This is a genomic window from Rhizobium sp. Root1203 (genome assembly GCF_001424945.1).
Taxonomy (GTDB): Bacteria; Pseudomonadota; Alphaproteobacteria; order Rhizobiales; family Rhizobiaceae; genus Rhizobium.
Genome location: NZ_LMCW01000011.1, coordinates 49,157 through 75,805 on the forward strand (window position 1 = coordinate 49,157; position 26,649 = coordinate 75,805).

A 26,649-nucleotide genomic window follows, 5' to 3' on the forward strand; every position below is an offset into this window, starting at 1 on the left:
TCATGCCGCATGACGGAGGAGGAGAAGATCGCGGAGGTAATCGGTGAGGTCATGGATGGCCTTGTCCTTTGCAGTTTCAGGGCCACGCGGGCGGCCGACGGGAACGGTGACTTCGGTCAGGATCGAGCCCGGCCTTCCGGTCATTACCAGCACGCGGTCGGACAGCAGCGCCGCCTCGCTGACGGAGTGGGTGATGAAGACGACGGTCTTCGGACGCTCAGAAAAGATGCGCACCAGATCGAAGCCCATCACCTCGCGCGTCAGGGCATCCAGCGCCGAGAAGGGTTCGTCCATCAGCAGGATATCCGGGTCCATGAGCAGCGCGCGGGCAATGCCGACACGCTGCTGCATGCCGCCGGAGAGTTCGTCCGGCAGGCGCTTCGCAAAGCCGGAAAGTCCGACCATCCTCAGCAGCTCGCTCGCTCGCTCGCGCTCCTCTGCGGTCACCCGGCCTGTCTTATGACGGGCGGGAAAGACGACATTTTCTTCAACGGTGGCCCAGGGAAGCAGTGTCGGCTTCTGGAAGACGATGCCGATGTCGTCACGCGGGGCCGTCACAGGCAGGCCGAACACCTCAACCGAGCCGGACGTCGGCTTCAACAGGCCGGCGATCATCCGCAGCAGCGTGGATTTCCCGCAACCCGATGGGCCGAGGATCGAGACGAACTCATGCCGGGCCACATCGAAACCGACGTCGCGCAGCGCTTCAGTGCGCCCGGAGCGGGTTTCGAAAACCTGTCCCAGCCGGTCGAAGCGGATAGCGGGCATCGCCATGGCGACTACTCCGTTACAGCGAAGGTGCGGTTGACCATGGTTTCCGGATCGAGCTTGGCCGCGTCGATGCCCTGCGCTTCAGAGACACGGCGCCATGTTTCGGCGAGGCGGACGGTTTCGAAGACGCCGAGGCCGTCCTTCTCCGTCACTTCATTGAAGATCAGCGGAATCGTGTCTTTGAGCGAACCTTGGACATCTTCCGAGCCGAGTTCCGGTACAATGGCGGTGACAGCCGCGGCAGCCTTCTCGGGATTTTCCTTTGCGAACACGACCGATTTCCTGTAGGCGGCGACGAAGCGGGCGGCAACCTGAGGGCGCTTGGCCAGGAAATCATCGCTGGCGATGAGAGATGCGGAGTAGAGTTCGAGACCGGCTGCGGACCACGGCAGCGCTACGATCTCCTTGCCAGCTTCCTTGCCCTGATTGCTGTAGCGCGTCAGGTCGGTCATCCAGGCGATGATGCCGTCGGCATTGCCAGTCATCAGCATCGGGCCGAGCGCGCCGGGTTCGGCCTTGATAAGCTTCACATCCGCCATATCGATCCCGGCATCCTTTAGCACCAGCGGCAGGTAGACATTCGACGATGTGAAGGGGGACGTGGCGATCGTCTTGCCCTTGACGTCGGCTACGCTTGCGATGGAGCCGCCCTTTGCGACATAGAAGGCATGCGGGCCCTTGTTGAACAGCGACATGACCGCCGTGACCTTGACGCCTTCATTGGCGCGGGCGGCCATCAGGGCGCCGATATCCGAAACGCCAATGTCGGAGGATCCGGCAGCAAGGCGCGAGATTGCGTCGGTCGAGCCGCGTCCGGAAGCGATCTCCACCTCAAGGCCGGCTTCCGAACAGAAGCCTTCATGGATGCAGACATAGATCGGCGCCTTGTCGCCGCCCGGCAGCCAGTCGAGCTGAAAAATCACCTTGTCGGCGGCGGATGCGGCGCCGGCGGAAAGGGTTGCGGCAAGTGCATAGGAGGCAAGCTTGGTGCGAGACATGGGCGACCTTTCGCAATTATTGTTCGGTTTTTACGGACGGATAAAGATCGGCGATGCGCTTTGTGTCGAAGCCATCCGCGACGATCTTGGCAACTGCGCAATCGCGTTGTTCAGAACGCTTGCTGCTCAGGCATGCAAAGCAAGGATGCGCGCGAATGCGATTGGATCCAGCGGCGGTGATCTGAGCCAAATCATTGTTTTTACCGTTCATGCGGACATTTCCTCGACAGAATTACCCGTCGAGCAATGTCCAGAACCAAGGCTCAGACCGCTTCTACTCGCAAGTTCTTTGTGTCATTAAAATCGGCGCATTTGCAAGTTTTTTAACGCGACAATTCGTATGCCTAAAATGCAGGCATAATCCCTTGCTTTTGTGCTTGCCGCCATTATTCACCAACCGAAACTTTGATTTTAAAGGCGAAATTGCGGCATGATGATTGACGAAAATGCCGAACGAATTAGCGTACTAATATTTAGAACGCTCGGCACGGAAATCTCTTGCTGTGTAGTTTACCCGGCAATCATTTTTGACCAATATTGGAGACGAGCTCTATAAAGCTGATGCCTATTCGATGCGCAGTGCGGAGGCGAAGCCTCCCCCCGGCGCCCAACGATGGGCGGCAGGGACTAACTAGAAGCGCCACAACGTTGGTTGGCAACTAAATGCGCGCTGGCCGTCTGCGGGCCCGCGATTTGACCATGACGCTGCTTGGCGCATTCGTGACGCTCGCGCCGCGCGTTCTTTTCAGCAGTTTTCGGCCTCTCACCAATTTGCCCAATAGCGGGCAGAACACCGCGTGCTGCGACCCTCGTTGTCAAGGCCGACGACGTCGGGACGAACCATCAGAAAGGATGCGCTGGGATTTGCGGGGAAAACCCCAGCCATCCGTTGCAGGGTCCCGTGTTGTCGAAGATGCTGCTCCGAGACATGAGGAGTATTCACAAATGAAGTCTGGCCTTGCGACAATCACGATTGAGGACGACGGCCACAGCGAACACGTCGCCTACGAACTCGCCGACCAGACCGGTCTACTGTTTGGCGCACGAGAGCTTCTTGTCAGAGCCAAGCAGGCGAAAGTTGTGCGCATGGCGCTTCTGACAAGCCGCCTGGAACATGCGATCCGCATCGAAAATCTCGATGAGAGCTGCGCTCACTTCTCGATCCTCCAAAATACCAAGCGGCCCTAGGAAAGGGCCCTGCCTGTCATCGATCGCTATTCCTGTTACGAACCCGGACGATTTCAAATCGTCATCACGGTCTTCTCCTGGGAGGGAATGAAGAGGATGGAACTGGTAACAGCCTGGCGCCAGTCACGGCGACCGATCGGATCTGTTGGAATGAAAAAGTTCGAGCGTATTGTTAAGTCGTCAGGTCCGCGCCGCGGCAAACCCATTTGCACGCAGAAGAACCATAAGCATTGGCCCCAGCGAAAATTCGCCCCGTTCGGTTCGACGCGTCAAATCACGCAGGTAGCCACCAGCCGAGTTGATATGGCCACCGCGTTCCAGGATAGCGGCTATCGCCACCGCCGCATTTTCAGGTCCCATGACATCACAGGCATCCTGGTACGCTGACGCGCTTACCCCCAGCATTGAGCGAACGACTACAGCCGCCGTCATGAGGTCGCGCCAACTGGAAACACTCCCCCCAGGCCCGTATGCGGCAATGTCCGGGCACCCCTTCAACACAAGTCCCAATGGGAAGGCGCGTGTCGCTTCTTTCCTCGTCCTCACCTTTTCGCTCGGCGGCTCCCCCTGTTCTTTTTCAGAGCTGGGTTCAAGTTCATAGGGAGATTCGGTATTTGAATTCTGTTTGTGATGCTGAAAATGAGCATCATTGGCGCTGATATTTTGAGCTTTTTCCCGAGTTTCCAGCGCGTTGAGGACTTCTTCGCGTAGCAGCTCCATTTCCTGAAGCAGCGATTTGACATCGGCAAGCGCCGGGTTGCGGGTCATCCTACCCACAAGGCGGATATAGACGTCTTCGATCATCGTCCAGTCGCCAGCGGCGCCCTCCTCGACCGCCGCAGAGATGAGTTTGCGAACGTCACGCCGGCATATGGTGAGGTTTTCTTTTGCACTTCGAAGCGCCACGCGATCGGCAACCACCTCCTGCGCTATCATGGCAAGCTCCTCGGAGCGCATCAGAAGCGGCGAGATGTCAAAGCCGAACGCGTTCTCGATCTCGCCTGCTTTGTCCTTGCGGGCAAAGCGCTTCCCGTTGGCACTATCCTTGCGCACGATCAGACCCGCCTCGATCAGCAGGGCTAAGTGCCGGCGCAGGGTCGCGCCTGCAATGCCATGGGCGCGAAGCGCCAGTTGTGCGTTGGAGGGAAAGACAATCAATTGTGCATCCTGGCGCAGTTCATTGTCTGGATGGAAGCTCAAAAGCGCATCCAGCACGGCCAGGCTGCGATCCTGCAAGCCGAGATGTTCTCTGGCTTCTGAAGCGTCTCGAAAGACCCTCCATTTATCCGCCGACTTGCCAGGCTCGATCTCGGCAACGGACAGCTGCCGTTCGACCAAGGCAAGCGTCATCGGCCGCCGCCCAAAGGGCGTCGTCACACTTCCACTCCGCATTTCCGTCACCTTCCAAAAGGCAAAAGAAACGAGCTCACCAAAAACGATGCCAATGACGCTTGACTGTGATTCGGGGAAGTGCGATTCTCAGGCTGCTTAGACCTTTGAGAGAGGCTTCCACGGCGGCGACGTTTGGTGGCCTTTTTCTTTTGCGGTTCAGTCTACGTTAGATGCTTCGTCAAGGACCTGCGAATAGATCGCATCCCAATTTCTCGACAGAAAATCGCCAAAGCGCGTGGCGTTTTTCGATTTCATAGAGATTGCATCGCTCTTTCCGGATCGTCCTGGAAATCTACCAGTCCTTCAAACAGGTTCTTTCCAGGTCGCCCGGTTTATGGAGGAGGGTTCGACCTCATAAGCATCTGCTTTGTAATGCCGGCGTCAGACACCGCCGTCGATTTGACCCATCTGATACTTCAACCTGAATTCGTGAAACATCGTTGACATGAAACCGACCCTCTTGGCCTGTGGCACCCGGTCGGCTCGTCACGCGTAAGACGTTTGAGGGGATCGCTCTTACCCTCAAGATGAAGCTTCTTCAGTGTGCTTTGCGAAACGCCGACGTAGCTGGCGACCTTGGCCAAGCGAAAGATCCGGAGCGTTTTTCTTCCACTCGGTGGTAATCGCTGCTCGCTCAGCAGATGAACTCTCTTGGAAATAAGATTCCCCAGGATCTGATCCTCAAAGTGGACGGCGACGGGACTTTGCGACGAAGCCGATTTAGCATTCATATGAGAGATGCTTTCAGATAACGGATTTCGGCCAAAACAGCCTTCTCGCCGTTATTATGTCCGCTTCGCAGGATCCAACAAGAGCTTTAAGGCTAACAGCAACTTAGCCAACGCGTCTTGACCAGGGTATGAGGTGCCTGAAATGTCACCATTTTGCTAGTTATTTCCCGTACTTATAGGCCGAATGCCGACTTTGTCGTTCGAGGTACGTTCTAGGGTGAATCTTACAGGACGAAGTTAGCGCAAGGCGAGACCCTGTCGATCTGATTTATGCGACGCCCCCATCCGGCACTTGTATGATTCTACAACTGCACCCTGCTGACGATCTGTGCTGATTTAACCGTCGACCACTAACGACGGAGAAATTCATGCAGATTCTCGCAATCTCCACGCCGCGTACTGTTCAAGAGGCTGAGTTGCTTCAAAGGCACCACCAGCTGCGCGCCCGAGTATTTTCGGATCGGCTCGGCTGGGAGGTTCTCGTTGTCGACGGCGGTGAGGCCGACGTCTTCGATCAACACCGGCCGACCTATATTCTTGCCGTCTCCGAAAGCGGCAGGGTTGTGGGATGCGCTCGCCTCCTTCCTGCAACTGGTCCCACGATGGTTTTGGACGTTTTCCCTGCGCTCCTTCCCGACGGCCAGCTGAAAGCTCATCCCGCGATGATCGAAAGCTCCCGTTTCTGCGTGGATACATCACTCGCCGAGGGAAAGGGGGAAGGTTCTATCCATGAGGCCACGTTCATCATGTTCGCGGGCATTATCGAATGGTCGATGGCAAACGGCTACACTGAAATCGTCACGGTCACGGATCTTCGTTTCGAGCGAATACTTGCCCGGGTCGGCTGGCCGCTGCGCCGTATCGGTGAACCGAAGAAGATCGGAGTGACGATGGCTGTCGCTGGTATCTTGTCGGTAAACTCAGAGGTCTTTTTGAAGCTTCGACCTGGCGGCTACCGCTCGCAGATCAAGAGCTGTCTCGGCCGGGTAGCGTAGGAGACCTTCGTGACACCGCTTCGCTCCCATCCCAGGCTCGTGCGCAAACTTCAGGAGGCGCTCGGCGATCAGCTCTGCGCTGCCCTCGATGACACCAGCGTCGTCGAAATCATGCTGAACCCCGGCGGCAAGCTCTTCATCGAGCGGCTCGGGCACGGCGTGGCACCTGCCGGTGAGATGTCATCCGCGGCTGCGGAAACGGTGATTGGCACGGTCGCCCACGCGCTCCAATCCGAGGTCGATGCCGACCAGCCGATCGTTTCCGGGGAACTACCGATCGGAGGTCACCGCTTTGAGGGATTGCTTCCTCCGGTCGTCGCCGGGCCCGCATTCACGATCCGCAGACGCGCATCTCGTCTCATCTCTCTTGATAGTTATGTTTGTTCGGGCGTCATGTCCGAGGCGCAGGCACGCATCATTCGCAGCGCCATCGGCTCGCGCCTGAACATCATCATTTCCGGTGGCACTGGCTCCGGTAAAACAACGCTTGCCAACGCCGTCATCGACGAGATCGTAAGAGAGGCGCCGCAGGACCGGCTTGTCATCTTAGAGGATACTGCCGAGATCCAGTGTGCGGCCGAAAATGCCGTCCTGCTACACACAAGCGATGCGGTCGACATGGCCCGGCTTCTAAAGGCGACAATGCGTTTGCGTCCCGATCGTATCCTGGTCGGCGAGGTTCGTGATGGTGCTGCGCTGACGCTCCTGAAAGCATGGAATACCGGCCATCCGGGTGGAGTTGCGACGATCCACTCGAACACGGCGACCTCGGCCCTTCGTCGGCTGGAACAATTAACGGCTGAAGCGAGTCACCAGCCAATGCAAGAGGTTATTGGCGAGGCAGTGGATCTCATCGTTTCGATCGAACGCACGTCTCGAGGCCGGCGGGTTCGTGATGTCATCCACGTCGAACGCTTCGCCAACGGCCGATACGAAATCGAATCCGATCAACCGACCGAAGAACAGGAAGCGCGCCATGTTGCGTAAGCAAGCCCTCATCGTTGCGACGCTTGTTTGCGCCTTCGGGTCCCACGCAGCGGCCGGTTCGGGCGGGAGCCTTCCCTGGGAGGGTCCGCTCGAGCAGATACAGGAATCAATAACAGGTCCGGTTGCGGGCTACATCGCTCTTGCCGCCGTCGCAATTGCCGGAGGGATGCTCATATTCGGCGGTGAACTGAATGATTTTGCGCGGCGGCTGGTGTATGTCGTGCTTGTCGCCGGCATCTTGCTCGGTGCGACAACGATCGTCGGTCTTTTCGGCGCCACGGGCGCCTCGATCGGGCTTCCCGAGGAGCCGACCACGCCGGCCCCAATGAGCGCGAGAGGGGAGGGTACCAATGGCTGATTCCTCATCCAGCCTTCGGCGCAACCCTATCCATCGTGCGCTTTCCCGCCCGAATCTGCTGATGGGCGCTGACCGCGAACTGGTTCTGATCACCGGGCTCTTGGCCGTCATTCTGATCTTCGTGGTCCTCACGGTCTACTCAGCAATTTTTGGGATTACCGTGTGGATCGTGATCGTTGGCGTGCCGCGTGTGATGGCCAAATCCGATCCGCTGATGCGGCAAGTCTATATCAGGCACATCTCTTATCGAACCAATTACAAGCCGACCGCCTCGCCGTGGCGCCGATATTAAGGAGCCGAAGATGATTGCACTCAAACGCTTCCGGGCCACCGGCCCCTCCTTTTCCGATCTAGTTCCCTATGCCGGATTGGTCGACGATGGAGTGTTGCTCCTGAAGGATGGTAGCCTGATGGCTGGCTGGTACTTTGCGGGTCCCGACTGCGAAAGCGCCACCGATATCGAGCGCAATGAGCTCTCCCGGCAGATCAACGCGATACTCTCGCGGCTTGGCAGCGGATGGATCATCCAGGTCGAGGCCATCAGGCTCCCAACGTTGGACTACCCCTCGAAAGAACGTTGCCATTTTCCGGATCCAGTCACGCGAGCGATCGACGCCGAGCGCCGTGCACATTTCTGCCGTGAGCAGGGCCACTTCGAAAGCAAGCATGCCCTCCTTCTCACCTACCGGCCGTTGGAATCCAAAAAGACTGCGCTCAGCAAGTACATGTATTCCGACGAAGAAAGCCGCAAGAGGTCCTATGCGGACACGGTTCTCTTCAGCTTCAAGAACGCGGTTCGTGAAATTGAGCAGTATCTCGCCAATGCCCTGTCGATCGTGCGCATGGAGACACGCGAGATTTCCGAACGAGATGGTGAGCGGACCGCTCGTTACGACGAGCTTTTGCAGTTCGTCCGCTTTTGTATTACCGGTGACAACCATCCAATCCGGCTGCCGGACGTTCCGATGTACCTAGACTGGCTCGCCACCGCCGAGCTCGAGCATGGGCTGACGCCGAAGATCGAAGGCCGCTTTCTCGGCGTGGTGGCAATTGACGGTCTGCCGGCTGAGAGCTGGCCCGGCATATTGAACGGTCTGGATTCGTTAGCTCTGACCTATCGCTGGTCATCCCGCTTCATCTTCATGGATGCCGAGGAGGCGCGCCAGAAGCTTGAGCGCACTCGCAAGAAGTGGCAGCAAAAGGTCCGCCCTTTCTTCGACCAGCTGTTCCAGACGCAAAGCCGCTCGATCGATCAGGATGCCATGAGCATGGTTGCCGAAACGGAAGATGCCATTGCCCAAGCGTCGTCGCAGCTGGTTGCTTATGGCTACTATACGCCAGTTGTTGTTCTCTTTGACGACGATCGACAGGCATTGCAAGAAAAGGCAGAGGCGATCCGCCGGCTGGTGCAGGCCGAAGGCTTCGGCGCCAGGATCGAGACACTCAATGCGACAGATGCGTTTCTTGGAAGTCTACCGGGCAACTGGTACTGCAACATTCGCGAGCCGCTCATCAATACGAGCAATCTTGCCGACCTCGTTCCGCTGAATTCGGTCTGGTCAGGCAATCCAATGGCGTCGTGCCCCTTCTACCCGGAAAATTCGCCGCCTCTCATACAGGTTGCGAGTGGCTCGACACCGTTTCGATTGAACCTTCATGTCGATGATGTCGGGCACACGCTGATCTTTGGTCCCACCGGATCGGGCAAGTCAACGCTGCTGGCGCTGATCGCGGCACAGTTCAGGCGATACGAGTTCGCACAGATTTTCGCATTCGACAAAGGCAATTCGCTCATGCCGCTGACCTTGGCTTGCGGCGGTGACCACCACGAGGTAGGCGGCGAACAAGAGCGGGGGAGGGCGCTCGCGTTCTGCCCTTTGTCCGACCTGTCGACCGACGAAGATCTGGCCTGGGCGACCGAGTGGATCGAAATGCTCGTTGCGCTGCAGGGAGTGCCGATCACGCCCGATCACAGAAATGCCGTTTCCCGCCAGGTCGCATTGATGGCGGCAGCGTCCGGCCGATCCCTGTCGGACTTCGTCAGCGGCGTGCAAATGCGTGAAATCAAGGATGCGCTGCATCATTACACCGTTGATGGTCCAATGGGCCATCTTCTTGACGCGGAGGAAGATGGCCTTTCCCTCAGCGCATTTCAGACGTTCGAGATAGATCAGCTCATGAACATGGGCGAGCGCAATCTCGTGCCCGTTCTCACCTACCTTTTCCACCGGATCGAAAAGCGCCTCGACGGATCGCCGAGCCTGATCATTCTGGATGAAGCTTGGCTGATGCTTGGCAATCCAGTGTTCCGCGGCAAGATCCGTGAATGGCTGAAAGTGCTGCGCAAGGCCAACTGCGCTGTCATACTGGCAACGCAATCGCTCTCCGACGCAGAGCGCTCCGGCATTATCGACGTACTCAAAGAGTCATGTCCGACAAAAATCTGCCTTCCGAACGGGGCCGCCCGGGAGCCCGGAACGCGGGAGTTTTACGAGCGGATCGGTTTCAGCGAACGCCAAATCGAGATCGTGTCCAATGCGATCCCCAAACGCGAATACTACGTCGCCACGCCTGAAGGCAGGCGCCTCTTCGACATGTCGCTCGGACCAATTACCCTCAGTTTTGTTGGGGCATCTGGCAGGCAAGATCTCAAGAGAATACGCGCGCTGAAATCCGAGCATGGTCAAAACTGGCCGATTCATTGGCTGGAAACGAGAGGGGTCCTTGATGCCGCGTCACTGCTTCGGGATGAATAGATGGTTTGCTAACTTTGCGGTCGCGGCCCTAGCCATCGGGCCCTCGTGGCCGGTTCAGGCAGGTACGGCAACGGGTGCTGCGACCGAATGGACACAACTCGCCAACAATGCTCAGCTCGTCGATCTTCTGAAAGGCTCAGGTCTGCAGGTCGACAATCAACTCACGCAAATCGGCCAGCTGGCAGAGGAGATCCAGAACCAGCTGAAAATCTACCAAAACATGCTCCAGAACACCGCACAGCTTCCAAAGCAAATCTGGGGACAGGTCGAAGACGACCTCAATCAGCTTCGCGACATCGTTGATCGGGGACAGGGCATCGCCTTTTCAATGGGAAACGCGGACGACGTCCTGCAGCAGCGTTTCCAAAGCTATTCAAGTTTCAGGACCAATCTGCCGGGCAATGCGACGTTTTCGTCAACCTACCAGACCTGGTCGGATACGAACCGTGACACAATCGCGAGCACGTTGAGGGCCGCGAGCCTCACGGCGAACCAGTTCGATAATGAAGAGTCGACCATGTCGTCGCTTCGAAGCATGTCGGAAACCGCTGACGGCCAGATGAAGGCTCTGCAGGTAGGACATCAGATCGCAGCCCAACAGGTAGCACAGATGCAAAAGCTGCGGGGGTTGGTTTCCCAGCAATTGACCATGGTGGGCACGTGGCTCCAGACCGAACAGACAGACAAGGATCTGGCGCAGGCACGGCGAGAGAAGTTCTTTGCGCCCGCCAACAGGGGAATTCCCGAGGGTCAGATGATGGAGCCCCGATGGTAACAGGTATCGCATCGGTGCTCGCCACAGGATCGTTCCCGGTCCGAACAGGTTGCTCCCTGTTCGAACGTCCCACCGTCCATGCCGCGAAGTCGGCTAAAAACGCACAAAACGGTCGAGATCGCCTCAGGCGGGGCTTGACGGGGGACCACCAAAACGGAGTCCAGACGAGATGGGTAGAGCTGCGGCGCACCATGGGCATTGCAGCGTTCCTATGGACTGCGCTTGCCAGTCAAGCTATCGCACAGCAGGGACAAGTTCTGACGGAACTCGAAAATCAGGTGTCCATCGCCGCAACGGGGTGGGAAGCGGCAGTCAGTGATGCCGCCAGATCCCTGTTTTGGATCCTCGCCGGAATCGAAATTGGCATTGCAGCCGTGTGGCTTGCAATCCAGGCGGCATCGCTCGACAGCTGGTTCGCAGAATTGGTGCGAAGGATCATGTTTATCGGGTTCTTTGCGTTTGTTCTCGCCCAAGGCCCGAGCTTTGCAAGAGCAATTGTCGACAGTCTCTTTCAGATTGGCGCAGGCGGCGGTTCGGCCTCGCCTGCCGCGATATTCGATGCCGGCATCGAAGTCGCCAGCAAAATGTCCGAACAGGTCCAGTTCGGACTGTTCGAGGATAATTCGATGGCCATCGCAGCGGTCTTTGCGATGGTCGTTGTGGTCATCTGTTTCTCACTCGTCGCAGCCATCTTCATTTCCGTAATGGTCGAAATGTATGTTGGTTTGCTTGCCGGCATGATTATGCTTGGCCTCGGTGGATCCTCGTTCACCAAGGATTTTTCGGTGCGTTACCTGGTGTATGCCTTTTCGGTTGGAATGAAGCTGATGGCTTTGGTGATGATCGCCAAAATAGGCTCTCAGGTTCTAATCGGCCTCGCCGGGACACCTGTTGCGACAGAGCAGCAGTTCGTGACCAGCCTTTCGATCGCCGGCGTCTCCGTTGTCGTCTTCATCATCGCAATGTATGTGCCGAACATCATTCAGGGCGTCGTGCAAGGGGCGTCCGTCTCGGGCGGGATGGAGGCCATTCGTCATGGCAGTCAAGCGGCGTCCTTTACCGCAGGCGGCGCTTTCCTTGCAGCCGGAGCAGCGCGCGCGGGTTTCGCCACCGGCCAAGCCGCACGTGCGGCGGGCTCTTCGCTGACCGCCGCCGCACTGCGCGGCATCGGAGCCGGCGTAGGTTCCGCCAGCAAAGCAGCAGGTTCCGCAGCCAAGGAAAAGGCAATTGGTTCGCCTGGCGCCTATGCCGGTTCGATTCTCGGTCTGGCCAATGCCAAATTGGACCAGAGCCGCCGCGGTGAACGGACGCGCAACGCACCTCTCGAACGCAATGAACAACAATAGTGAGAGAGGTAGAAACGATGGCCTCGAACAGGAACCGCGTCCCCGAAAATCCCTACCTTGCCGCCCGTCAAGAATGGAGCGAGCGCTATGGCTCCTACGTGCAAGCCGCACGAGCCTGGCGCATCGTCGGCATTCTTGGCCTCGCCATGGCCGTGATTGGCTTTGTCTACGCCATGTATCTCAGCACGCAGGTCAAGCTGGTACCTTATATTATCGAGGTCGACAAACTCGGCACGTCTGTAACGGTCGGTTTTCCGGAGCAGATTGAGTATGCCGATGCGCGGGTCGTCCGTGCTGCACTTGGGAATTTTGTCACCAGCTTCCGAGCGATCACGCCGGATGCGGTCGTTCAGAAGCAATATATTGACCGCACTTATGCTCTTCTTAGAACATCCGATCCGTCGACTGAGAAGGTTAACGCCTGGTTCCGCGGCAATTCGCCATTCGAGAAGGCGAAGTCTTTGACGGTTGCGATTGCGGTCAACAACATCGTGGCGCTTTCGAAGCAGACCTATCAGATTGACTGGACCGAGTACGAGCGCGATCGCCGGGGCAAGGAAACCGGAACGCAGCGTTTCCGGGGCATTGCAACGGTCACGCTTACTGCACCGCAGGACGAGGCGATCATCCGCCTCAATCCGATCGGTCTCTACGTGCGCGATTTCGACTGGACGGCACAGCTTTAAAGGGCAGGAGATTAGTCACATGCGTAGAATGGGAATGACCGTGGCCACCGGCTGCATGGCCGGACTCGTCTTCGTGACCGGCGTCTTGGCGCAAAGCATGAGCGAAAGCGAGGTCAAGGGGACCAATATTTCTGGGAAATGGCGGGGGACGGCGGGCGTCGTCACAAGAGGGCCGGATGGGAAGGTGATCTTTTTGTTCGGAGAAATGCAGCCATCGGTCGTTTGTTCACCATTGCAGGTCTGCGACATCGAATTGCAGGGCGGAGAAATAGTCCGTGACGTCCTCGTCGGCGACACCGTACGCTGGAAGGTTGAGCCTGCCACCTCTGGCGCGACCGGTGGACAAGCAATTCACCTGATCCTCAAGCCGTCGGAGCCGGGCCTGATCACCTCGATGGTGGTGACGACCTCTCGCCGCACCTATCACTTCCAGCTCAAGTCGCATCCAAGCCAATACATGGCTCGCGTCGGGTTCGAATACCCCGAGGATGTGTCGACCAAGCTCACCGACATCAACGCTCGCCTCGATGCAGGCGGTCTACCTGCTGCGGCGCCCGACAGGCTGAATTTTTCCTATTCGATGAGCGGGAGCGCCTCCTGGCGCCCGAAGCGGGTCTACTCCGACGGCGTCAAAACCTACATCCAGTTCCCGCGGTCACTCTCCGGGCAGGACGCCCCGGTGCTCTTCGTGTCCGGTGGTGGGCAGAACCGGATCGTCAATTATCGAATGAAAAACGATATGATGATCGTCGATTATGCAATCGACACGGCGATCCTTTTGTCCGGTGTAGGTTGGCGACAACAAAAGATCACCATCCGGCGGGGAGGCTGACACATGCTCAAGCTTGCCGCGCTTCTGCTGACGGCAGCGCTTCCTGCCGGGTGCCAGACAGCGAACTCCATCCCGACGAAATCCAACCAGGTTTCGGTCACTGGACTGGCCGCAAGTGCGATCGCCGGAGATATGGCGAGCCGTTTTGCTGAATATGTCAGTGCCTCACCTACGAGGACGCTCAAGATCAACAAAGACACCTCTGAGTACGCCGGTGCGCTTGAGGCGGCGCTCAAAGGATGGGGGTATCTTGTCGTCACCGACAGGAAAACTGCTGAGGACCCAAAACCGATGGAGCTCGCCTGGTCGATCGACAACAGCGATGGCCAAGTTCTGGCACAGCTGGCGACCTCCTCCGTCACACTCGCTCGCGCCTATATTCCGACGACATCAGGTGCGACGCCGGCAAGCCCGCTTTCGATCATGCGGCGAAACTGAGGTGGATAACATGGCACAGTCGCTTCAGCTCGGTATGTCCAGCCGTAGCGCCGATCAACAAGGAATGCGCAGGATCAACCGCCTGCCAATTGTCATCGTTATTATCATCATCGCAACCTTCCTGGGCGTCGTGGTGATAGGATTGTCATGGCGTGGCCTCACCTTCAGTCATCGCAACGATCTTGATAACCTGTCGAACCCGCCGGCGACCAACTTCGGGGACCAGCTGAAGCGGGGTGTTTCCGATGGGATCATAGGCGAGCCGGAAGAGAAGGACGCGTTTCCGCCACGTGCACCCGTTTCGGAAAAGTCTGAAAATGAAGAACCATTGATCGAGCGCGGGCGAGCAAAAAGAGACGTTCCGCAGCCAAGCCTGGAGTCGGAAGCGGAGTGGATGGCAAGGGTGCGACGAGACCAGGACGAGCAATACCTCCGGGAGGCGCAGCGCCAGCGGATGGCACGCCTTCAGGCACGCGCAACAGCGCTCGACTCGCCCTTGAAGGTCGACATTGCGGACGCCTCGCGTGCCGAGGTGAAGACGACTGCCGACGACAACCAGCTCGCGAACCATCGTGCCGACAATGCCTCCGATCTATATGCGACTGCATTGAAGGCCGGAATGATGGGCCAGAATGTGGATGCAAACGGGCAGATCGCGAAGGAGAACTTCTTCAATCAGGACATCAAAGATCTCGGTTACCTGCCAAATCAGGTCGTACCGCAGATGTCACAGTACCAACTAAAGCGCGGATCGGTCGTCCCCGCAACGTTGATCACCGGCCTCAACTCCGATCTTCCTGGCCGCATCATCGCGCAGGTCAGCCAGAACGTCTACGACAGTGCCACCGGCTACCGCCTCCTCATTCCGCAAGGTGCCAAGCTTTTCGGGCGATATGATTCCAAGGTGTCCTTCGGCCAGGAACGCGTCCTTGTGGTTTGGACTGACTTGATCTATCCGAACGGCTCCACACTACAGCTTGGCGGCATGGCCGGGACAGATTCCCAAGGGTATGGCGGTTTTCAAGACAAGGTCGACCGGCACCTTTGGCGCACTTTTGGATCCGCGGCGCTCGTTGCCTTGATCGGCACCGGGATCGACCTCTCCATACCGGAGAGCGCGACGCTTGCAACGCAAGACAGCGCATCGGACGCTGCACGACGAAACTTCGCTGAGTCTTTCGGGCGGGCGGCGGAGCAGACAATTTCCAAGAACCTCAACGTACAGCCGACTGTTCGAATTCGTCCAGGTTACAAGTTCAATATTCTTGTTGACCAAGACATCGTTTTTACTGGCGCCTACAAGTGAAGTCAAACGAGCAGACACGCCGCGCACACGTCTTCCGCGCTCCTGTAAAAACAGTATTTTTGCGAAAGCTTTCTGTCTCGTCACTGTATTAGAACGGCGCACGTATCGAGCCTTTCTAAAAACCATACAATACTTATAGTTGTACCAATGTCCACAGCCTCTAATTGTAACCGACACCTGCTGGCGCCATCGAGGTCGGGACTAGTTTGTTCCGGAGGTGCCGAACTTCATAAATTGGGGAACTGGCATGGATGCAGACCTTCGCTTACTTATTGATGCATTGGAAGCCGCCCAAACCGAACATTCAATCAAAAGCATCCTTCGATCCTTTGGACACTCATGGGGCTATGACCTGTTTGCATACGTGCAAACGGAAGGTCTCAACATCAAGACCTTCAACTCCTATCCTGATCCCTGGCAGCATATCTATCTCTGTCGCCAGTACTCGTGCATCGATCCTGTCATCACCGAAGCGAAGCGCAAACGTGAAATGTTCTCCTGGCTTGCGGATGATTGGCCGGCCCGCGGGACGTCGCCGCTTCGGCGTTTTCGCGACGAGGCAATCGACCACGGTATCCGCTGCGGTGTGACCATTCCGGTTGAAGGAAGTTTCGGTTCCATGATGCTGCTGACTTTTGCATCGTCTGAAAGGAAGCCTGACAATTTAGCCATGCTTGGCCTCAGAAAAGCGCTTCAAGTGGTGCTGTCGGTTCACTACCGGCTAAAAATGATTTCGGCGACGACGGCGATCACGGTCAAGCAAATGTTGTCTCCGCGTGAGACCACTTGCTTGATGTGGGCGATCAAGGGCAAGACTGCAGCGGAAACTGCCATGCTTACCGGCATCAACCCGCGGACTGTGCAGCATTATCTTGACAGTGCGCGCCAGAAGCTTGATGCCCAGACCCTCCCGCAACTCGTTGCGATTGCCAAGGATCGTGGTCTTGTCTGAACTCTAGCCCTCGCCAAAATCTGAAACGAAGCCGCCTCATCGAGAAGGTCTGACATTTCCCTATGCTGTACGAGCGATCTTCCTGGGCGCATAACGTGTTCCGTAGCGTCTGGCAGCTCGCGCAGGGTGGAGACGATTCTGCATGTATCTACTAGCCCGGTTCGGCCACAAGTAGGCATGCGATGTACGATAATCGCGGAAACCAGGGCCTGAAGTCTGTTTTTTGCGCGCCATGGAAATTGCCCAAGCAACGTCACACTGCCTGAATTTCCGAATTGTCGCACCGATAGCGAGCGCTTCGGCCAGAACGATCTGCCATCTCTTCCCACGTTGCCTAATACAATCGGCTGGGCGTGCATGGGCGGGGAACGCGAGCTCACATGCACACGCACCTCGCTCGGACCAGGTGCCATCGTCGTCCATTGGCTTTGCTCTTTGAAGGTATCGGTTCATAGCATTCCTAGTTCCAAAGCGAGCACCAGCGCCTGCTTGATATTCTTCACATTGAGTTTGGCGCGCACGTTGTCCAGGTCCCATCGGACGGTACGATATGTTAAACCTGAGAGCTGTGCGATGTCAGACATTGTCTTTCCCGCCGCAATCCAACGAAGACATAATATTTCGCGATCGGAAAGTACGGGCCTTGGTAACATTGTTGATGGTCTCATCGTGCAATAACGAGAGTTCAGATAGGCGACTGCGGTCGTGGCGGCGACGCATTCCGAAACGTTGAACTCTTTAGCGCGTAGACCGTTAGCGGATGCAAATGTCAGCATCGCCACTTGTCCGAAAGGACCCCTTACCGGCACCGTCACACCAGCCCTGATATCGAAGGCAGATGCAGCATTCCAAAAGCCACGCTCGTCCTTCGTGGCTCGCCGTCTGTGTTCATCGGCGCACCAGTGGAAGATATGCATAATACGTTTGCCGATCGTCACGACGGGATCGACAACCATATAGTGGCGACGAAAATACAGCGACTGCCATTCCTCAGGATAATTGGAAACGGCGAAGCTCCTTGCGCTTGTCGCCTCGAGGCTGAGATATGCAAAGCGTTCAAAATCGTGGCGAGCGGCAATTCTTACCAGCGCTTCTTTCAATGCATCACCGGTCGATAGAAAAAAAGTTGAATCGATCAATTCACCCAACAGGGTTCGCAGATGCATTCGCTTGCAAGCTCCCTATGAACGCAAAAGTAAGCCGCCGGACCGAAGTTTAGCCGGTCATTACCGATATGAATTGACGCACGACGCTTGGCGCGACGACCGCAAAGTCGCTCTGCTCGACAAATGTATCAGAGCGCGTACGCTGTGTCCTAGTGCCATTGGCCCCACAACGGAAACCGTTTGACGGTGACAACAAACCGATCGTTTCACGCACCGGGCTGCTTATGCTGGCGGGGTACGTCCTTAAAGATCAGCGTGCGGTCACTTCGGCGGCCAACATGTATCCGCCGAGCCTCACCGTCTTGACGAGGGACGGCTGTTGAGGATCCTCTTCGATTTTCCGTCGCAAACGGCTGATGTGAACGTCAATGGAACGTGTGACTGGCCCTGCGATGCCTGTGTGAGTCGATGCCAGCAATTCATCCCTGCTCAAGAGCCGGCCTGGATTGCGGCAGAATGTCAATAGCAAGTCGAACTCCGCCGCGGTCAGTCTGATCATTTCGCCATTCGCGGTCCACAGAGCGCGCTCGGGGAGATTCAGACGGAACTGCGCGAAGGTCAGCTCTAATACCCGCGGGCGGATTGTGGAGTGGAACGCTCCCCTTAGTAGGTTTCTGATCCTTGCCAACAATTCCGGAAGCGAGAGAGGCAGCGACATGCAATCATCAGCGCCCGCGTCGAAGGCGGAGACAATGAGGTCGGGATGACAGGGCGGAACGATCAGAAGGATCGGAACCATTTCTCTGTCACGGAGCTGATCACAGAACCTGATCGCCTCTTCCGGTGCGACGACCGCATCGACAATCACCAGATGGTAACATCGCCGGTAGAGCAGTCGGCGCACTTGAAGTGTCGAATTTGCGACCGTCGCGCTCATGCCTGCCTGCTCGATTGCCGCGCACAACGAAAAATCATCGATGCCGCCACGGGCTCCAATGATCATTCTGGGACGACGATCGGCGTCTGCTAGATTGGATACCAAGTTGAAAATCCGACAATTCTCCAGCCAGCCACTTCAAGCAACATCTAATTGCTACGAATGCTCTCATGCCAACTGTCATATTTGTCGGTGCGTTTCCTCAAACCCTATCGATCAATCCGACCCCCAGGCCGTGATGGATCTACCTCACCGTAGCAGTCGCGTCCTTTCCGGCCAGGGAGGTATTTTGCACACCGGCGGCGGCAGCTAGGCGACGAGGACAAGCGATGCTGCAGCATTTCAGGCACGACGACGAACGCGATGTTCCATTCTCAGCATCGCGGCGGGAGAGGAGAGGGGAATCCGAGGTCTCGGATTTTGGCGGCTGGATGCACATGACGATCTCCGATTAGGGGCAGTCCCATGATGCCTCCAGGCTGGACTAAATTGCCAATTCGATGAGGCCCTCATTCATTCCCGGCCAATATGAATGGCCATAACACTTCGATTGCCTCGTGGGTTTAGCTCCGTCGTAAGCGTTCGCAGCACACGACCAGGCCGCTTTGCGCGAAACATTTCTTAATGATCCGGCGCGATTGATCGTTTGATATCATCCTTATCGCGTGAGATTGTAGAAGAACGAAAATCATCGAGAGCGACATTTTCAGCCATGAGACCGACGATCGTCATCGGCTCCGGGGACGGAGATCTGTGCTTTATCGTGCGCCACATTCTCGAACATGCGGGCTTTGTGGCAAGCATCCAATCGCGGCCCGATAACATTGTTGCCGCCTCTCGTGCCGAGGGTGTGTGCGCCCTGCTGATAGACGGGCGCACGCCTAGGGCGCTTCACATCTGCGAACAGATCGTCGGTTTTAAACCACAATACAAGATCCGAACCGTAGCGCTCCTCGATCCGAGGGCGCATGCCCAGGGACTTGCCTTTCTGAACGGAGGAGCCGACGAGGTTCTCATCCGGCCTGTACCCCCGATGCTTTTGCTACACGCACTCACATATACGGGAACTGTCCAGCGGCTGTTGCACGGAGACATCGAAATGGACGTGTCGGCCCGGCGCGTGTGGAGAGCCACCTATCCGGTATACCTTCCCAAGATCGAGTTTGCGATTCTCCAGCAATTCCTATCTCATCCAGACCGGGTGTTTGAGCGTCACGAAATCATCAAAAGCTCTTGGCCATCCGGCATCTTCGTAGACCTCCGAACCGTGAACGTCCACGTCGGCAGGCTGCGCCATTACCTCGCCACCAAGGGGGCTCCCGATCCAATCCGATGTGTTCGCGGCATCGGCTACGGATTGCAGACGACAAGCGAGCGAGAATTGGAACCAAGGGGCTCACCGCCATGCCGCACGAGATCCTGATAGCAAACGGCCGGGTCGTGCCTGGCGATGGTTCGACCGTACTGGAACCGGGAAGTGTACGGATCCGTGGCGGTCTGATCACTGAGGTGGCTGCAGGAACGGCGGCAACCACTTCTGACACCGTTGCCATCGACGCAACGGGATACACGATCATTCCAGGCATCATTAACGCTCATGCTCATGGCTGCGCCTTCGGCCCATCGATGCCGAGCGGTTCGCGATCATTTGCGGAAAATGACGTCGAATATTTTCGCAACCGCCATCTATTTTCCGGCACGACAACGCTTCTCAACGTATGCGGTCTGGCGCTTCCTTCCGAAATCGATCCTGATCCGAAAACCCGACACCCGCTCGACGTTCACGTGACGACAGCGCATACGCCCAGCAATATTGGTGCGGCGTTGGCAATTGACGGCGAGGGACTGACAACTCACCACCGCGCCGCGACAATAGAGGCGATGATCGGACGAGGCGCCAAGGCGCTCGGTGAGGCTGGAGGAGGACAGACGCTGGGGGGAGGTGCCCAGGACTATCGCTTTATCCCGCAGGCCATCCTTGCTGCGACCGGACAAGAAATTCTGCCAAAATGGGCACGTGCGCTGAAGGAAGCCGTGCTTGGGCGTTCGCTTGATGGGGAGGGAACAAGGCACACGGATATCCCGAAGTTGCTGGTCGCATGTGGATTGGCTGAATATATCAGCACGCAGGACGTCATCAGCCTAATCGAGAAAGCAGTCATGCCTCCTGTTTCCCTGTCCTTGCAAGGTCTGGCAGAGATTGCCGCAGCCTGTGAGCAATATGGATTGCCAGGAATATTCCACCACGCCCTCCCGACCGGCCAAACACTGATCCGTTTGGCTGAAAAGCACGCCAACGCCCGAATTGTGGCCGCTCATGCCAATCATCCGTCGTTTAGTCCCGAAGAATGTGTGTTTTATGCTCGGGAGCTGCGCAAACGCGGCGTCGCGATCGATGTCTCTACACTGGACTGCATTTCGACACGCTGGCGCAATGATCCAACAAACTTTGATTGTCTGATCGAGGAAGGACTTGTCGATACGCTTTCTACCGACTTTGCTGGCAGCGACTGGGACAGTATACTGGCGGCGATCCAACGCATCGTGCGTCGGCAGATGCTGACGTTGCCCAAGGCTATTGCGCTTGCAACCGGCAATGTCGCACACGTATTTCCCGAATTGGCAGGCGACCGTGGTCTGCTGTTGGCCGGCAAGCGCGCTGATATTGCCGTGGTCGAAAACCACAATCTCAGCCGCGTTCGACACCTTATCATCCAAGGGCGTCTGGTCATATTCAATGGTGCCGCCGCGCAGTAGCGTCCTCAAAGGACCGGCGCGTTTGCACCTTCCGGCTGACGCTGAATGGGCACTCCTTTTTCACCCTCCAAGCTAGATAGATTAGCGAGTCACTGACTGATAGGGCAGCCGCCGAATGTCTGAGCTCCACTCGGCCGGCTTCTCGAAGAGCGGGGAGCATTTCACCTTTTTTCGAAGATGCCCCTTGATCAAGTCGCAGAACATGGAGGTGTCCGGCTTACCATCTGCCATTTTTTGGACGCACGCCTCGATACGTTGCGGCAATTCCTGTTCTGCCGCTCGGGGGCTCCTCCGGAGACAGTCGGATGACTTCTTTCCGCAATCGAAGACCGCCGGCATGCCGGGCCCACAAGTCTACTGCTACCCCACATCGCAACCGTCATTTTTAGCAATTTCACGAAAAAGTGGCTTTTCGTCTCCGTCTGCGAGCGCCAGCACCGCGTCGAGGAGTTCCTGCTGTTTTGAAGCGGCAATCGTACCGGCGGTCAGACGCTTAAACTTGTTCTCAAGCCCGTGCCACAGCAGGGGTGTTCTGGGATCTCCCAGAGGTCCGCCCAGATCGGAGATGAACCGGGCCGTTCTTGTTTCGATCGCCACGCGCGCCAGTGTTTCTGATGGGAATAGTCGCTCGCTGTCAGGGTGGATGGACAGGGTTACCTTGCTTGCGAGCTCAGCCAAATCGGGCCGCTGAAGGCAGGCGGTCGTCATCGGCAATAGTGCGTCCATGCCGTCGACGATGGCAATGGCCATGCAATAAGGGAGGCTATATTGAACCTCGATCAAGTTGTCTGGTTCAAGCCGGTTTCCAAGTTTCGACGCCCAGCCGAATGTCTGTACCTCGACCGCGACAACATCCAGCGGTTTTAGCTGATGCCGCTCAACCAGCTCGAACAACCGGTCGAGCGCGGGATGAATATAGCGGCAACACGAATATGGCTTGAAGTAAGTCTCTGATATTTCCCATCGGTCCCCCAAGCCTGCCCGTATTCGCTCTGGATCATAGAATTTCGGATGGTCTAGTAGATCCTCCGGCCCGCTATGGCCGTGCAGGGCGAGTTCGACGGCCATGACGCCAATGGCGCTGCTAAAGGGTATACCTTCCTTGACGTCGTTGCCTGAAAGGTCTGAATAACCCGAGCTCCCGTTTGCCTGTTGATTGGGAGCAAGGACACCGGCGATCGACAGTGCCCGAGCGACAACGGGCGGCTCGGCTCTCAAAAGAGCTGCAACCGTCGCCGCTGACGCCATTGAGGCCCAGCGGCCGGACTGCCTGGTCGGGATTCCTTCCGGATTCTGTGCGGCAGCGATCCTTACGCCGATATCGTAGCCGGAAACGATTGCGGCGATAACGGCCCGATCGGAGCAACCATGGAGGGCACCCATGGTAAGGGCGGTAGTGACCACGGCTGCGCCTGGATGACCGCGCGCAGCGCGGTGCCCGTCATCGATATCGAGGGCGCAGGCCGCCGCCGCGTTGCAGATGATTGCGCCTGTTGGCGCGGACTTTCGTCCGCTGAGCCAGATTGGTGCGTTCCCGGCACCGAACATTGCCGGGGTCGCCTGGCGAGCCGCCGTAGCGCCATTCGAGCCGTGGCCGGCGACCGCAGCACCGATCAGATCAAGGACACAGCGCATCGCGACATCTCGGACCTCCGCGGGAGGTGGGTGTGAGGCGATGGCGGCAATGTGTTCCGCGAGCACTTGCGTGAGATACATGGCCTTCTCCTCAATCTGAGGACGGGTCGTCCGCGCCCGCAGGGCGCGGAACTTTGTCCAAAAGCGCGAGGTACTTTTCGTAGGAGGCCTGCGCCACATAAAGGTCAAGCATCGGAAGGCCGACGCATGTCACACAGATCGGACGATCCGCACCTAAGTCCCAATCCGCCTGCGATGATAGCTCGCTTACGCCGATAAGCCGGCCGATCTGCTCCAGAGAAAGGCCCTGTCTGGAAAAATGGAGGGCCATGCTCTGTGAGTTTCGGCGGGAGACGAATGCCATATCGTCGCAAACCACAAGTCCAGTTCTCAGAGCGCGCTGCAGGTACGCCGCCGGCGCCTCGTCTCCGCCAAGGTGCATCGTCAGTGCATGCGGATGAAGTTCGCGGTCCTCGAATAAGGGTTGCCGCGAATTCGTGGCCGTGATGACGAACCGGCACGAGCTTAAATGCGCATTATCGTTGACGACCCTGAGGGGGATAGCGATGCGACCTGTAAGTTCTGCCTGGAGCCTGTCGACGCCTTCATCCGAGCGTCCGCGGATAACGATTTCTTCGATTCTGTCCCTGAAGCGGAAATCAAGGCATTCGATGATAGAGCGGGCAATTGGGCCAGTTCCAAATAGAAATATCGACAGTCGGTCGCTTTCATGAGTGAACTGGTCCATGACGGTGGTCGCGTAGGTGCCGGTGCGCCGGGCGGAAAGGAGCGTTCCGTCGAGGACACTCAACAGACGCAGGGTTCGCTTTTCCAGAAGCAGGATTGTCGAACTCGATCTCGGAAGTCCGAGATTACGATTGAACGCATTGGCACCAATGACTTTGACCCCTCCATAGCGATCATTGACGCTGTAGAGGCAGGAGAGTTTCCACCCAAGCCGCTCATCCTCGAACTGCCGCTTGAACGGCGCGACACTTGCAAGTGCCCAGAAACTCTGTTCCGGCAACGATAGCACTGACTTCCCGCCGTAGGCAGCGCCCCGTCGGATGTCGCGCCAGGCCGCATCGGTAGCACCGAGCAATTCTTCCATGGTCAGATCCGCGCCAGCAGCGGTCATCGCCTCGCAACTGAGAAATCTTACCCCCTCGGTTGCCCATTCGTTCGCCGTAGCCATTTGCCAAGTCCTCCTCCAGTTTGCTGCCAGAGCGTACCGGATCATGAGAAACGGCAGGGTAAAGCTTTGACAAAGCTCTGGCGATGAAACGAGAACCGGCGTCTAGAACCTGGCAGACTTAACCTGAAGCACCTTGTCGCGCATCGATCGCCGATGTTGCGACATAGGGATGAGACGCCTGACTTCACTTAGACGATGCGGATCTATGGAGGCGTGGAGGACCGTCGGATACCGGCCAGCTCGAGCGATCACCGACCCCCACGGATCGCAGACAAGCGATCGGCCGAATGTCTCTCGACGCGGACCGGTCGGCGTCCGATAGCTGCCGCATTGCCCGCATGCCAGAAAGTAGGCTTGGTATTCAATCGCCCGAGCCCTGCAAAGGACTTCCCAGTGCGCTCGGCCGGTCTGGCGCGTAAATGCGGCGGGCAGAATGAACAGATCTACATTTTCTTCCGCCAGCCGATCAAAGAGGCGCGAGAAGCGCAGGTCGTAGCAGATCGCGCACGCGATTTTGTAACCGTTCAGTTCATAGATCAGCAAATCGTTGCCGGGGGTCACGATATCCGACTCGGCGTAGACAGCGCCGCTCGGTGCAGTGATATCGAAAAGATGGATTTTGCGATAGAGCCCCACATGTTCGCCACGAGAGTTGAAAACCACGGTGGTGTTGTGCACCACATCATTGTCGCCGCTGCGCTCCATCAGGCTGCCCGCATGCACCCAAACGCCATGGTCCTTAGAAAATCGCTGGACCATGCGGTAGGCATCACCCCCGGGGACGAAATCCGCAGCCTGACGCTTGTCATCGGCCGTGCCGCCCATCCAGTCGAAATGCTCGGGTAATACGATCAGATCTGGGGCGCCAGCCATGGCCTCGGCCATGAGGCGGTTGGCCTGACGAAGGTTTTGCTCGCGGTTAGGCTGCGAGTTCATCTGAATCAACGCGACTTTCAAGACATGGTCTCCTGACGGAAATCAAAGATGGACTTGCCCTTCGCGAGGTGTGATCGGACGGCAAGCGAGCGCGCCTGCCGCGCCCGTGCCGCGTCAGCGATATCCGCCATGCGGAACGGCTCCGCGACAAAGACGCCTTCGTTATCGGCGAGAACGGCATAGCCCGGCAGCACCGCCGCACGACCACATGCAATGGGAACATTCAGCGAGCCGCCGACCGAAAACTGGCGATTGGTTGTTCTGGCGGAAACGCCCCGGCACCAGACTGGCAAGCCGACGCGCGCGATCTCCTCGACGTCGGTGCAAGGACCATCGATGACGATGCCTGCCGCGCCCTTCGCCTTGGCGGCTGTCGCGACCCCACCTCCGACGCAGGCTATGTCGTCACCATCGACGCGAGAAATCAGGAGGATATCTCCGGGCAGCAACTGATCGATCGCCATGTAGATGATCGCTCCGTCGCGACCTGGGGCCGCGACGGTCACGGCAACGCCTGATACCCGAGCGGGAAAAACGGGAAGAATACTGTTTCCAATAAATCCGAGGTGCTCGACGTGACCGATGGTTGCCGTTTCTATCGATGACAGGCGTTCAACCAGATCGGGATGCAGGGGTGGATGGCGCTCCATCACTTGATATGACGTTGTCATCGGATAGCTCTTCGTTGCGATGTTTTATCAGACCGGGCGTTCGCCCGATGTCGTGGTGCGATGCATGATGCGCACAAATGCAGGGTCGAAGGAGTCGCGGCGATGCATCGTGCAACGATTGTCCCACATCATGATGTCGCCTTCGTCCCACTGCTGTACGAAAACATGCTCGGTGTTGATGGTGTGATCCCACAGCGCGGCAAGAAGTGAATCGCTCTCGTCACGGCTCATTCCGACGATCCAGGCGCCGTCTACGGTTCCACCGAGATAAAGTGCCTTGCGTCCGGTCTCTCCGTGTGTGCGCACGAGCGGGTGCACAATCCCGCTCCACTCGCGGAAATCCCGGCTCTTTGGCTCAACTTTGCCGAGACGCAATTTACCCGTTTTGTCGTACACATTCTGGAAGAAGATCTGTCGTCCCTCGACCGCCGTCTTTAACACCGCAGGCAGCGTTTCATAGGCAATATACGTCGATAGAAAATACGTGTCCCCGCCGGACGGGGGGATTTGTACAGCCCGCAGGATGGCTCCGGCCGGGGGTTTTTCGTAGAACCAGGTGTCCGTGTGCCACGTGGCCTCACTGTTGCCCATCGCACCACTGGGCTTTCCGTCTTTCATCGCGTTGCTGATGACCAGGATCTCCGGGTGGACGGGGTGGCCTCCCTCCTGAAGCTGTTTCGGGTGGATGACAAATTCTCCGAAGTGGCGGGAAAACTTGACCTGCTGTTCATCGGAAATGCGGGTCTTCTTGAAGCGAATGACCCCGTATTGAAGCCAGTACTTCCGGACATCGTCTATGTCCCGGCTGTCGTATTGATCGAAGTCAAAACCCTCGATGTCGGCGCACACATTGCTGGCATGCTGCACGGCCTTGAGCCTTTCTTTCATAAGCATTTCAATC

General features: G+C 57.4%; 26 protein-coding genes. 15 read left to right on the forward strand and 11 right to left on the reverse strand.

The window, feature by feature from the left end; translation table 11 throughout:
* The 3 genes from ASC97_RS10180 to ASC97_RS33915 are packed head-to-tail and all read right to left on the reverse strand — an operon-like array spanning nucleotide 1 to nucleotide 1,980.
* Nucleotides 1-774 (reverse strand): ABC transporter ATP-binding protein, encoded by a 774-nt coding sequence (locus ASC97_RS10180; protein ID WP_057468237.1) that lies wholly within the window; start codon nucleotides 772-774, stop codon nucleotides 1-3.
* 5 nt (nucleotides 775-779) lie between these two features.
* Nucleotides 780-1,769 carry an ABC transporter substrate-binding protein gene (locus tag ASC97_RS10185; protein WP_057468238.1) on the reverse strand — a complete coding sequence of 330 codons (990 nt, stop codon included), beginning with the start codon at nucleotides 1,767-1,769 and terminating at the stop codon, nucleotides 780-782.
* A 16-nt stretch (nucleotides 1,770-1,785) separates the two neighbouring features.
* Complete coding sequence (locus ASC97_RS33915; protein WP_057468239.1) at nucleotides 1,786-1,980, reverse strand: hypothetical protein; 195 nt, start codon at nucleotides 1,978-1,980, stop codon at nucleotides 1,786-1,788.
* 734 nt (nucleotides 1,981-2,714) lie between these two features.
* On the opposite strand from ASC97_RS33915, the gene ASC97_RS10195 reads away from it, so the two are divergent.
* Nucleotides 2,715-2,957 carry a hypothetical protein gene (locus ASC97_RS10195; protein WP_057468240.1) on the forward strand — a complete coding sequence of 81 codons (243 nt, stop codon included), beginning with the start codon at nucleotides 2,715-2,717 and terminating at the stop codon, nucleotides 2,955-2,957.
* 180 nt (nucleotides 2,958-3,137) lie between these two features.
* Here the strand turns inward: ASC97_RS10195 and repC are convergent, their stop codons facing one another.
* Entirely contained in the window at nucleotides 3,138-4,349 is a 1,212-nt protein-coding gene (repC, locus tag ASC97_RS10200) for a plasmid replication protein RepC (RefSeq protein WP_057468241.1), read from the reverse strand.
* 1,099 nt (nucleotides 4,350-5,448) lie between these two features.
* Between repC and ASC97_RS10205 the strand changes: the two genes are divergently transcribed.
* The 12 genes from ASC97_RS10205 to ASC97_RS10260 all read left to right on the forward strand — a co-directional run bounded on the left by ASC97_RS10205 (nucleotide 5,449) and on the right by ASC97_RS10260 (nucleotide 16,511).
* The gene (locus ASC97_RS10205; RefSeq protein ID WP_057468242.1) at nucleotides 5,449-6,075 is read left to right on the forward strand and encodes an acyl-homoserine-lactone synthase; all 627 of its coding nucleotides are present in this window, start codon (nucleotides 5,449-5,451) and stop codon (nucleotides 6,073-6,075) included.
* Nucleotides 6,076-6,084: 9 nt separating this feature from the next.
* A complete protein-coding gene (gene trbB, locus ASC97_RS10210; RefSeq protein WP_057468243.1) occupies nucleotides 6,085-7,062 on the forward strand; it encodes a P-type conjugative transfer ATPase TrbB in 978 nt (325 codons plus the stop codon).
* The gene (locus ASC97_RS10215) at nucleotides 7,052-7,420 is read left to right on the forward strand and encodes a TrbC/VirB2 family protein (RefSeq protein WP_057468244.1); all 369 of its coding nucleotides are present in this window, start codon (nucleotides 7,052-7,054) and stop codon (nucleotides 7,418-7,420) included. The genes trbB and ASC97_RS10215 overlap by 11 nt, the downstream gene beginning before the upstream one ends.
* Nucleotides 7,413-7,712 (forward strand): conjugal transfer protein TrbD, encoded by a 300-nt coding sequence (locus ASC97_RS10220; protein WP_057468245.1) that lies wholly within the window; start codon nucleotides 7,413-7,415, stop codon nucleotides 7,710-7,712. The genes ASC97_RS10215 and ASC97_RS10220 overlap by 8 nt, the downstream gene beginning before the upstream one ends.
* A 10-nt stretch (nucleotides 7,713-7,722) precedes the next feature.
* Entirely contained in the window at nucleotides 7,723-10,176 is a 2,454-nt protein-coding gene (locus ASC97_RS10225; protein WP_057468246.1) for a conjugal transfer protein TrbE, read from the forward strand.
* Nucleotides 10,148-10,951, forward strand: coding sequence for a P-type conjugative transfer protein TrbJ (gene trbJ / locus ASC97_RS10230; protein WP_057468247.1), 804 nt, complete (start codon nucleotides 10,148-10,150; stop codon nucleotides 10,949-10,951). Before ASC97_RS10225 ends, trbJ begins: the two co-directional genes overlap by 29 nt.
* Nucleotides 10,952-11,142: 191 nt before the next feature.
* Nucleotides 11,143-12,297 carry a P-type conjugative transfer protein TrbL gene (gene trbL / locus ASC97_RS10235; protein WP_057468248.1) on the forward strand — a complete coding sequence of 385 codons (1,155 nt, stop codon included), beginning with the start codon at nucleotides 11,143-11,145 and terminating at the stop codon, nucleotides 12,295-12,297.
* A 17-nt stretch (nucleotides 12,298-12,314) separates the two neighbouring features.
* Nucleotides 12,315-12,983, forward strand: coding sequence for a conjugal transfer protein TrbF (locus ASC97_RS10240; RefSeq protein ID WP_057468249.1), 669 nt, complete (start codon nucleotides 12,315-12,317; stop codon nucleotides 12,981-12,983).
* A 19-nt stretch (nucleotides 12,984-13,002) separates the two neighbouring features.
* The gene (gene trbG, locus ASC97_RS10245) at nucleotides 13,003-13,815 is read left to right on the forward strand and encodes a P-type conjugative transfer protein TrbG (protein ID WP_057468250.1); all 813 of its coding nucleotides are present in this window, start codon (nucleotides 13,003-13,005) and stop codon (nucleotides 13,813-13,815) included.
* A gap of 3 nt (nucleotides 13,816-13,818) precedes the next feature.
* The gene (gene trbH / locus ASC97_RS10250) at nucleotides 13,819-14,253 is read left to right on the forward strand and encodes a conjugal transfer protein TrbH (RefSeq protein WP_057468251.1); all 435 of its coding nucleotides are present in this window, start codon (nucleotides 13,819-13,821) and stop codon (nucleotides 14,251-14,253) included.
* 10 nt (nucleotides 14,254-14,263) lie between these two features.
* The gene (gene trbI / locus ASC97_RS10255) at nucleotides 14,264-15,559 is read left to right on the forward strand and encodes an IncP-type conjugal transfer protein TrbI (protein WP_057468252.1); all 1,296 of its coding nucleotides are present in this window, start codon (nucleotides 14,264-14,266) and stop codon (nucleotides 15,557-15,559) included.
* A gap of 247 nt (nucleotides 15,560-15,806) precedes the next feature.
* Nucleotides 15,807-16,511 carry an autoinducer binding domain-containing protein gene (locus ASC97_RS10260; RefSeq protein WP_057468253.1) on the forward strand — a complete coding sequence of 235 codons (705 nt, stop codon included), beginning with the start codon at nucleotides 15,807-15,809 and terminating at the stop codon, nucleotides 16,509-16,511.
* A gap of 449 nt (nucleotides 16,512-16,960) precedes the next feature.
* Here ASC97_RS10260 and ASC97_RS10265 read toward each other — a convergent pair whose 3' ends face one another.
* Both ASC97_RS10265 and ASC97_RS10270 read right to left on the reverse strand, forming a co-directional pair.
* Nucleotides 16,961-17,677 (reverse strand): autoinducer binding domain-containing protein, encoded by a 717-nt coding sequence (locus ASC97_RS10265; protein WP_057468254.1) that lies wholly within the window; start codon nucleotides 17,675-17,677, stop codon nucleotides 16,961-16,963.
* A 250-nt stretch (nucleotides 17,678-17,927) separates the two neighbouring features.
* The gene (locus tag ASC97_RS10270) at nucleotides 17,928-18,659 is read right to left on the reverse strand and encodes a response regulator transcription factor (RefSeq protein ID WP_244481439.1); all 732 of its coding nucleotides are present in this window, start codon (nucleotides 18,657-18,659) and stop codon (nucleotides 17,928-17,930) included.
* Nucleotides 18,660-19,266: 607 nt separating this feature from the next.
* Between ASC97_RS10270 and ASC97_RS10275 the strand changes: the two genes are divergently transcribed.
* On the forward strand, nucleotides 19,267-19,977 hold the full coding sequence (locus tag ASC97_RS10275; protein WP_057468255.1) for a winged helix-turn-helix transcriptional regulator: 711 nt from the start codon (nucleotides 19,267-19,269) through the stop codon (nucleotides 19,975-19,977).
* Nucleotides 19,959-21,311 carry an amidohydrolase family protein gene (locus ASC97_RS10280; RefSeq protein ID WP_057468256.1) on the forward strand — a complete coding sequence of 451 codons (1,353 nt, stop codon included), beginning with the start codon at nucleotides 19,959-19,961 and terminating at the stop codon, nucleotides 21,309-21,311. The genes ASC97_RS10275 and ASC97_RS10280 overlap by 19 nt, the downstream gene beginning before the upstream one ends.
* A 360-nt stretch (nucleotides 21,312-21,671) precedes the next feature.
* On the opposite strand, the gene ASC97_RS10290 is transcribed toward ASC97_RS10280, so the two are convergent.
* The 5 genes from ASC97_RS10290 to ASC97_RS10310 form a co-directional block, all read right to left on the reverse strand.
* The gene (locus tag ASC97_RS10290) at nucleotides 21,672-23,027 is read right to left on the reverse strand and encodes an MmgE/PrpD family protein (protein WP_057468258.1); all 1,356 of its coding nucleotides are present in this window, start codon (nucleotides 23,025-23,027) and stop codon (nucleotides 21,672-21,674) included.
* A 10-nt stretch (nucleotides 23,028-23,037) separates the two neighbouring features.
* Nucleotides 23,038-24,141: an ornithine cyclodeaminase gene (locus ASC97_RS10295; protein ID WP_057468259.1), complete on the reverse strand. Its 1,104-nt coding sequence runs from the start codon at nucleotides 24,139-24,141 to the stop codon at nucleotides 23,038-23,040.
* Nucleotides 24,142-24,243: 102 nt separating this feature from the next.
* Nucleotides 24,244-25,098, reverse strand: a complete 855-nt coding sequence (locus tag ASC97_RS10300) for a carbon-nitrogen hydrolase family protein (RefSeq protein WP_082529956.1) — start codon at nucleotides 25,096-25,098, stop codon at nucleotides 24,244-24,246.
* Nucleotides 25,095-25,748, reverse strand: a complete 654-nt coding sequence (locus ASC97_RS10305; RefSeq protein WP_057468260.1) for an RraA family protein — start codon at nucleotides 25,746-25,748, stop codon at nucleotides 25,095-25,097. Before ASC97_RS10305 ends, ASC97_RS10300 begins: the two co-directional genes overlap by 4 nt.
* Before the next feature lie 27 nt (nucleotides 25,749-25,775).
* Entirely contained in the window at nucleotides 25,776-26,642 is an 867-nt protein-coding gene (locus tag ASC97_RS10310; protein ID WP_057468261.1) for a TauD/TfdA dioxygenase family protein, read from the reverse strand.
* Between the last annotated feature and the right edge of the window lie 7 nt (nucleotides 26,643-26,649).

Bases quoted from the DNA above. Each gene is read 5' to 3' on its own strand.
- ASC97_RS10180 (WP_057468237.1), bottom strand. From the start codon at position 774: ATGGCGATGCCCGCTATCCGCTTCGACCGGCTGGGACAGGTTTTCGAA.
- ASC97_RS10185 (WP_057468238.1), bottom strand. From the start codon at position 1,769: ATGTCTCGCACCAAGCTTGCCTCCTATGCACTTGCCGCAACCCTTTCC.
- ASC97_RS33915 (WP_057468239.1), bottom strand. From the start codon at position 1,980: ATGAACGGTAAAAACAATGATTTGGCTCAGATCACCGCCGCTGGATCC.
- ASC97_RS10195 (WP_057468240.1), top strand. From the start codon at position 2,715: ATGAAGTCTGGCCTTGCGACAATCACGATTGAGGACGACGGCCACAGC.
- repC (WP_057468241.1), bottom strand. From the start codon at position 4,349: ATGCGGAGTGGAAGTGTGACGACGCCCTTTGGGCGGCGGCCGATGACG.
- ASC97_RS10205 (WP_057468242.1), top strand. From the start codon at position 5,449: ATGCAGATTCTCGCAATCTCCACGCCGCGTACTGTTCAAGAGGCTGAG.
- ASC97_RS10215 (WP_057468244.1), top strand. From the start codon at position 7,052: ATGTTGCGTAAGCAAGCCCTCATCGTTGCGACGCTTGTTTGCGCCTTC.
- ASC97_RS10220 (WP_057468245.1), top strand. From the start codon at position 7,413: ATGGCTGATTCCTCATCCAGCCTTCGGCGCAACCCTATCCATCGTGCG.
- ASC97_RS10225 (WP_057468246.1), top strand. From the start codon at position 7,723: ATGATTGCACTCAAACGCTTCCGGGCCACCGGCCCCTCCTTTTCCGAT.
- trbJ (WP_057468247.1), top strand. From the start codon at position 10,148: ATGCCGCGTCACTGCTTCGGGATGAATAGATGGTTTGCTAACTTTGCG.
- trbL (WP_057468248.1), top strand. From the start codon at position 11,143: ATGGGCATTGCAGCGTTCCTATGGACTGCGCTTGCCAGTCAAGCTATC.
- ASC97_RS10240 (WP_057468249.1), top strand. From the start codon at position 12,315: ATGGCCTCGAACAGGAACCGCGTCCCCGAAAATCCCTACCTTGCCGCC.
- trbG (WP_057468250.1), top strand. From the start codon at position 13,003: ATGCGTAGAATGGGAATGACCGTGGCCACCGGCTGCATGGCCGGACTC.
- trbH (WP_057468251.1), top strand. From the start codon at position 13,819: ATGCTCAAGCTTGCCGCGCTTCTGCTGACGGCAGCGCTTCCTGCCGGG.
- trbI (WP_057468252.1), top strand. From the start codon at position 14,264: ATGGCACAGTCGCTTCAGCTCGGTATGTCCAGCCGTAGCGCCGATCAA.
- ASC97_RS10260 (WP_057468253.1), top strand. From the start codon at position 15,807: ATGGATGCAGACCTTCGCTTACTTATTGATGCATTGGAAGCCGCCCAA.
- ASC97_RS10265 (WP_057468254.1), bottom strand. From the start codon at position 17,677: ATGCATCTGCGAACCCTGTTGGGTGAATTGATCGATTCAACTTTTTTT.
- ASC97_RS10275 (WP_057468255.1), top strand. From the start codon at position 19,267: ATGAGACCGACGATCGTCATCGGCTCCGGGGACGGAGATCTGTGCTTT.
- ASC97_RS10280 (WP_057468256.1), top strand. From the start codon at position 19,959: ATGCCGCACGAGATCCTGATAGCAAACGGCCGGGTCGTGCCTGGCGAT.
- ASC97_RS10290 (WP_057468258.1), bottom strand. From the start codon at position 23,027: ATGTATCTCACGCAAGTGCTCGCGGAACACATTGCCGCCATCGCCTCA.
- ASC97_RS10295 (WP_057468259.1), bottom strand. From the start codon at position 24,141: ATGGCTACGGCGAACGAATGGGCAACCGAGGGGGTAAGATTTCTCAGT.
- ASC97_RS10305 (WP_057468260.1), bottom strand. From the start codon at position 25,748: ATGACAACGTCATATCAAGTGATGGAGCGCCATCCACCCCTGCATCCC.
- ASC97_RS10310 (WP_057468261.1), bottom strand. From the start codon at position 26,642: ATGCTTATGAAAGAAAGGCTCAAGGCCGTGCAGCATGCCAGCAATGTG.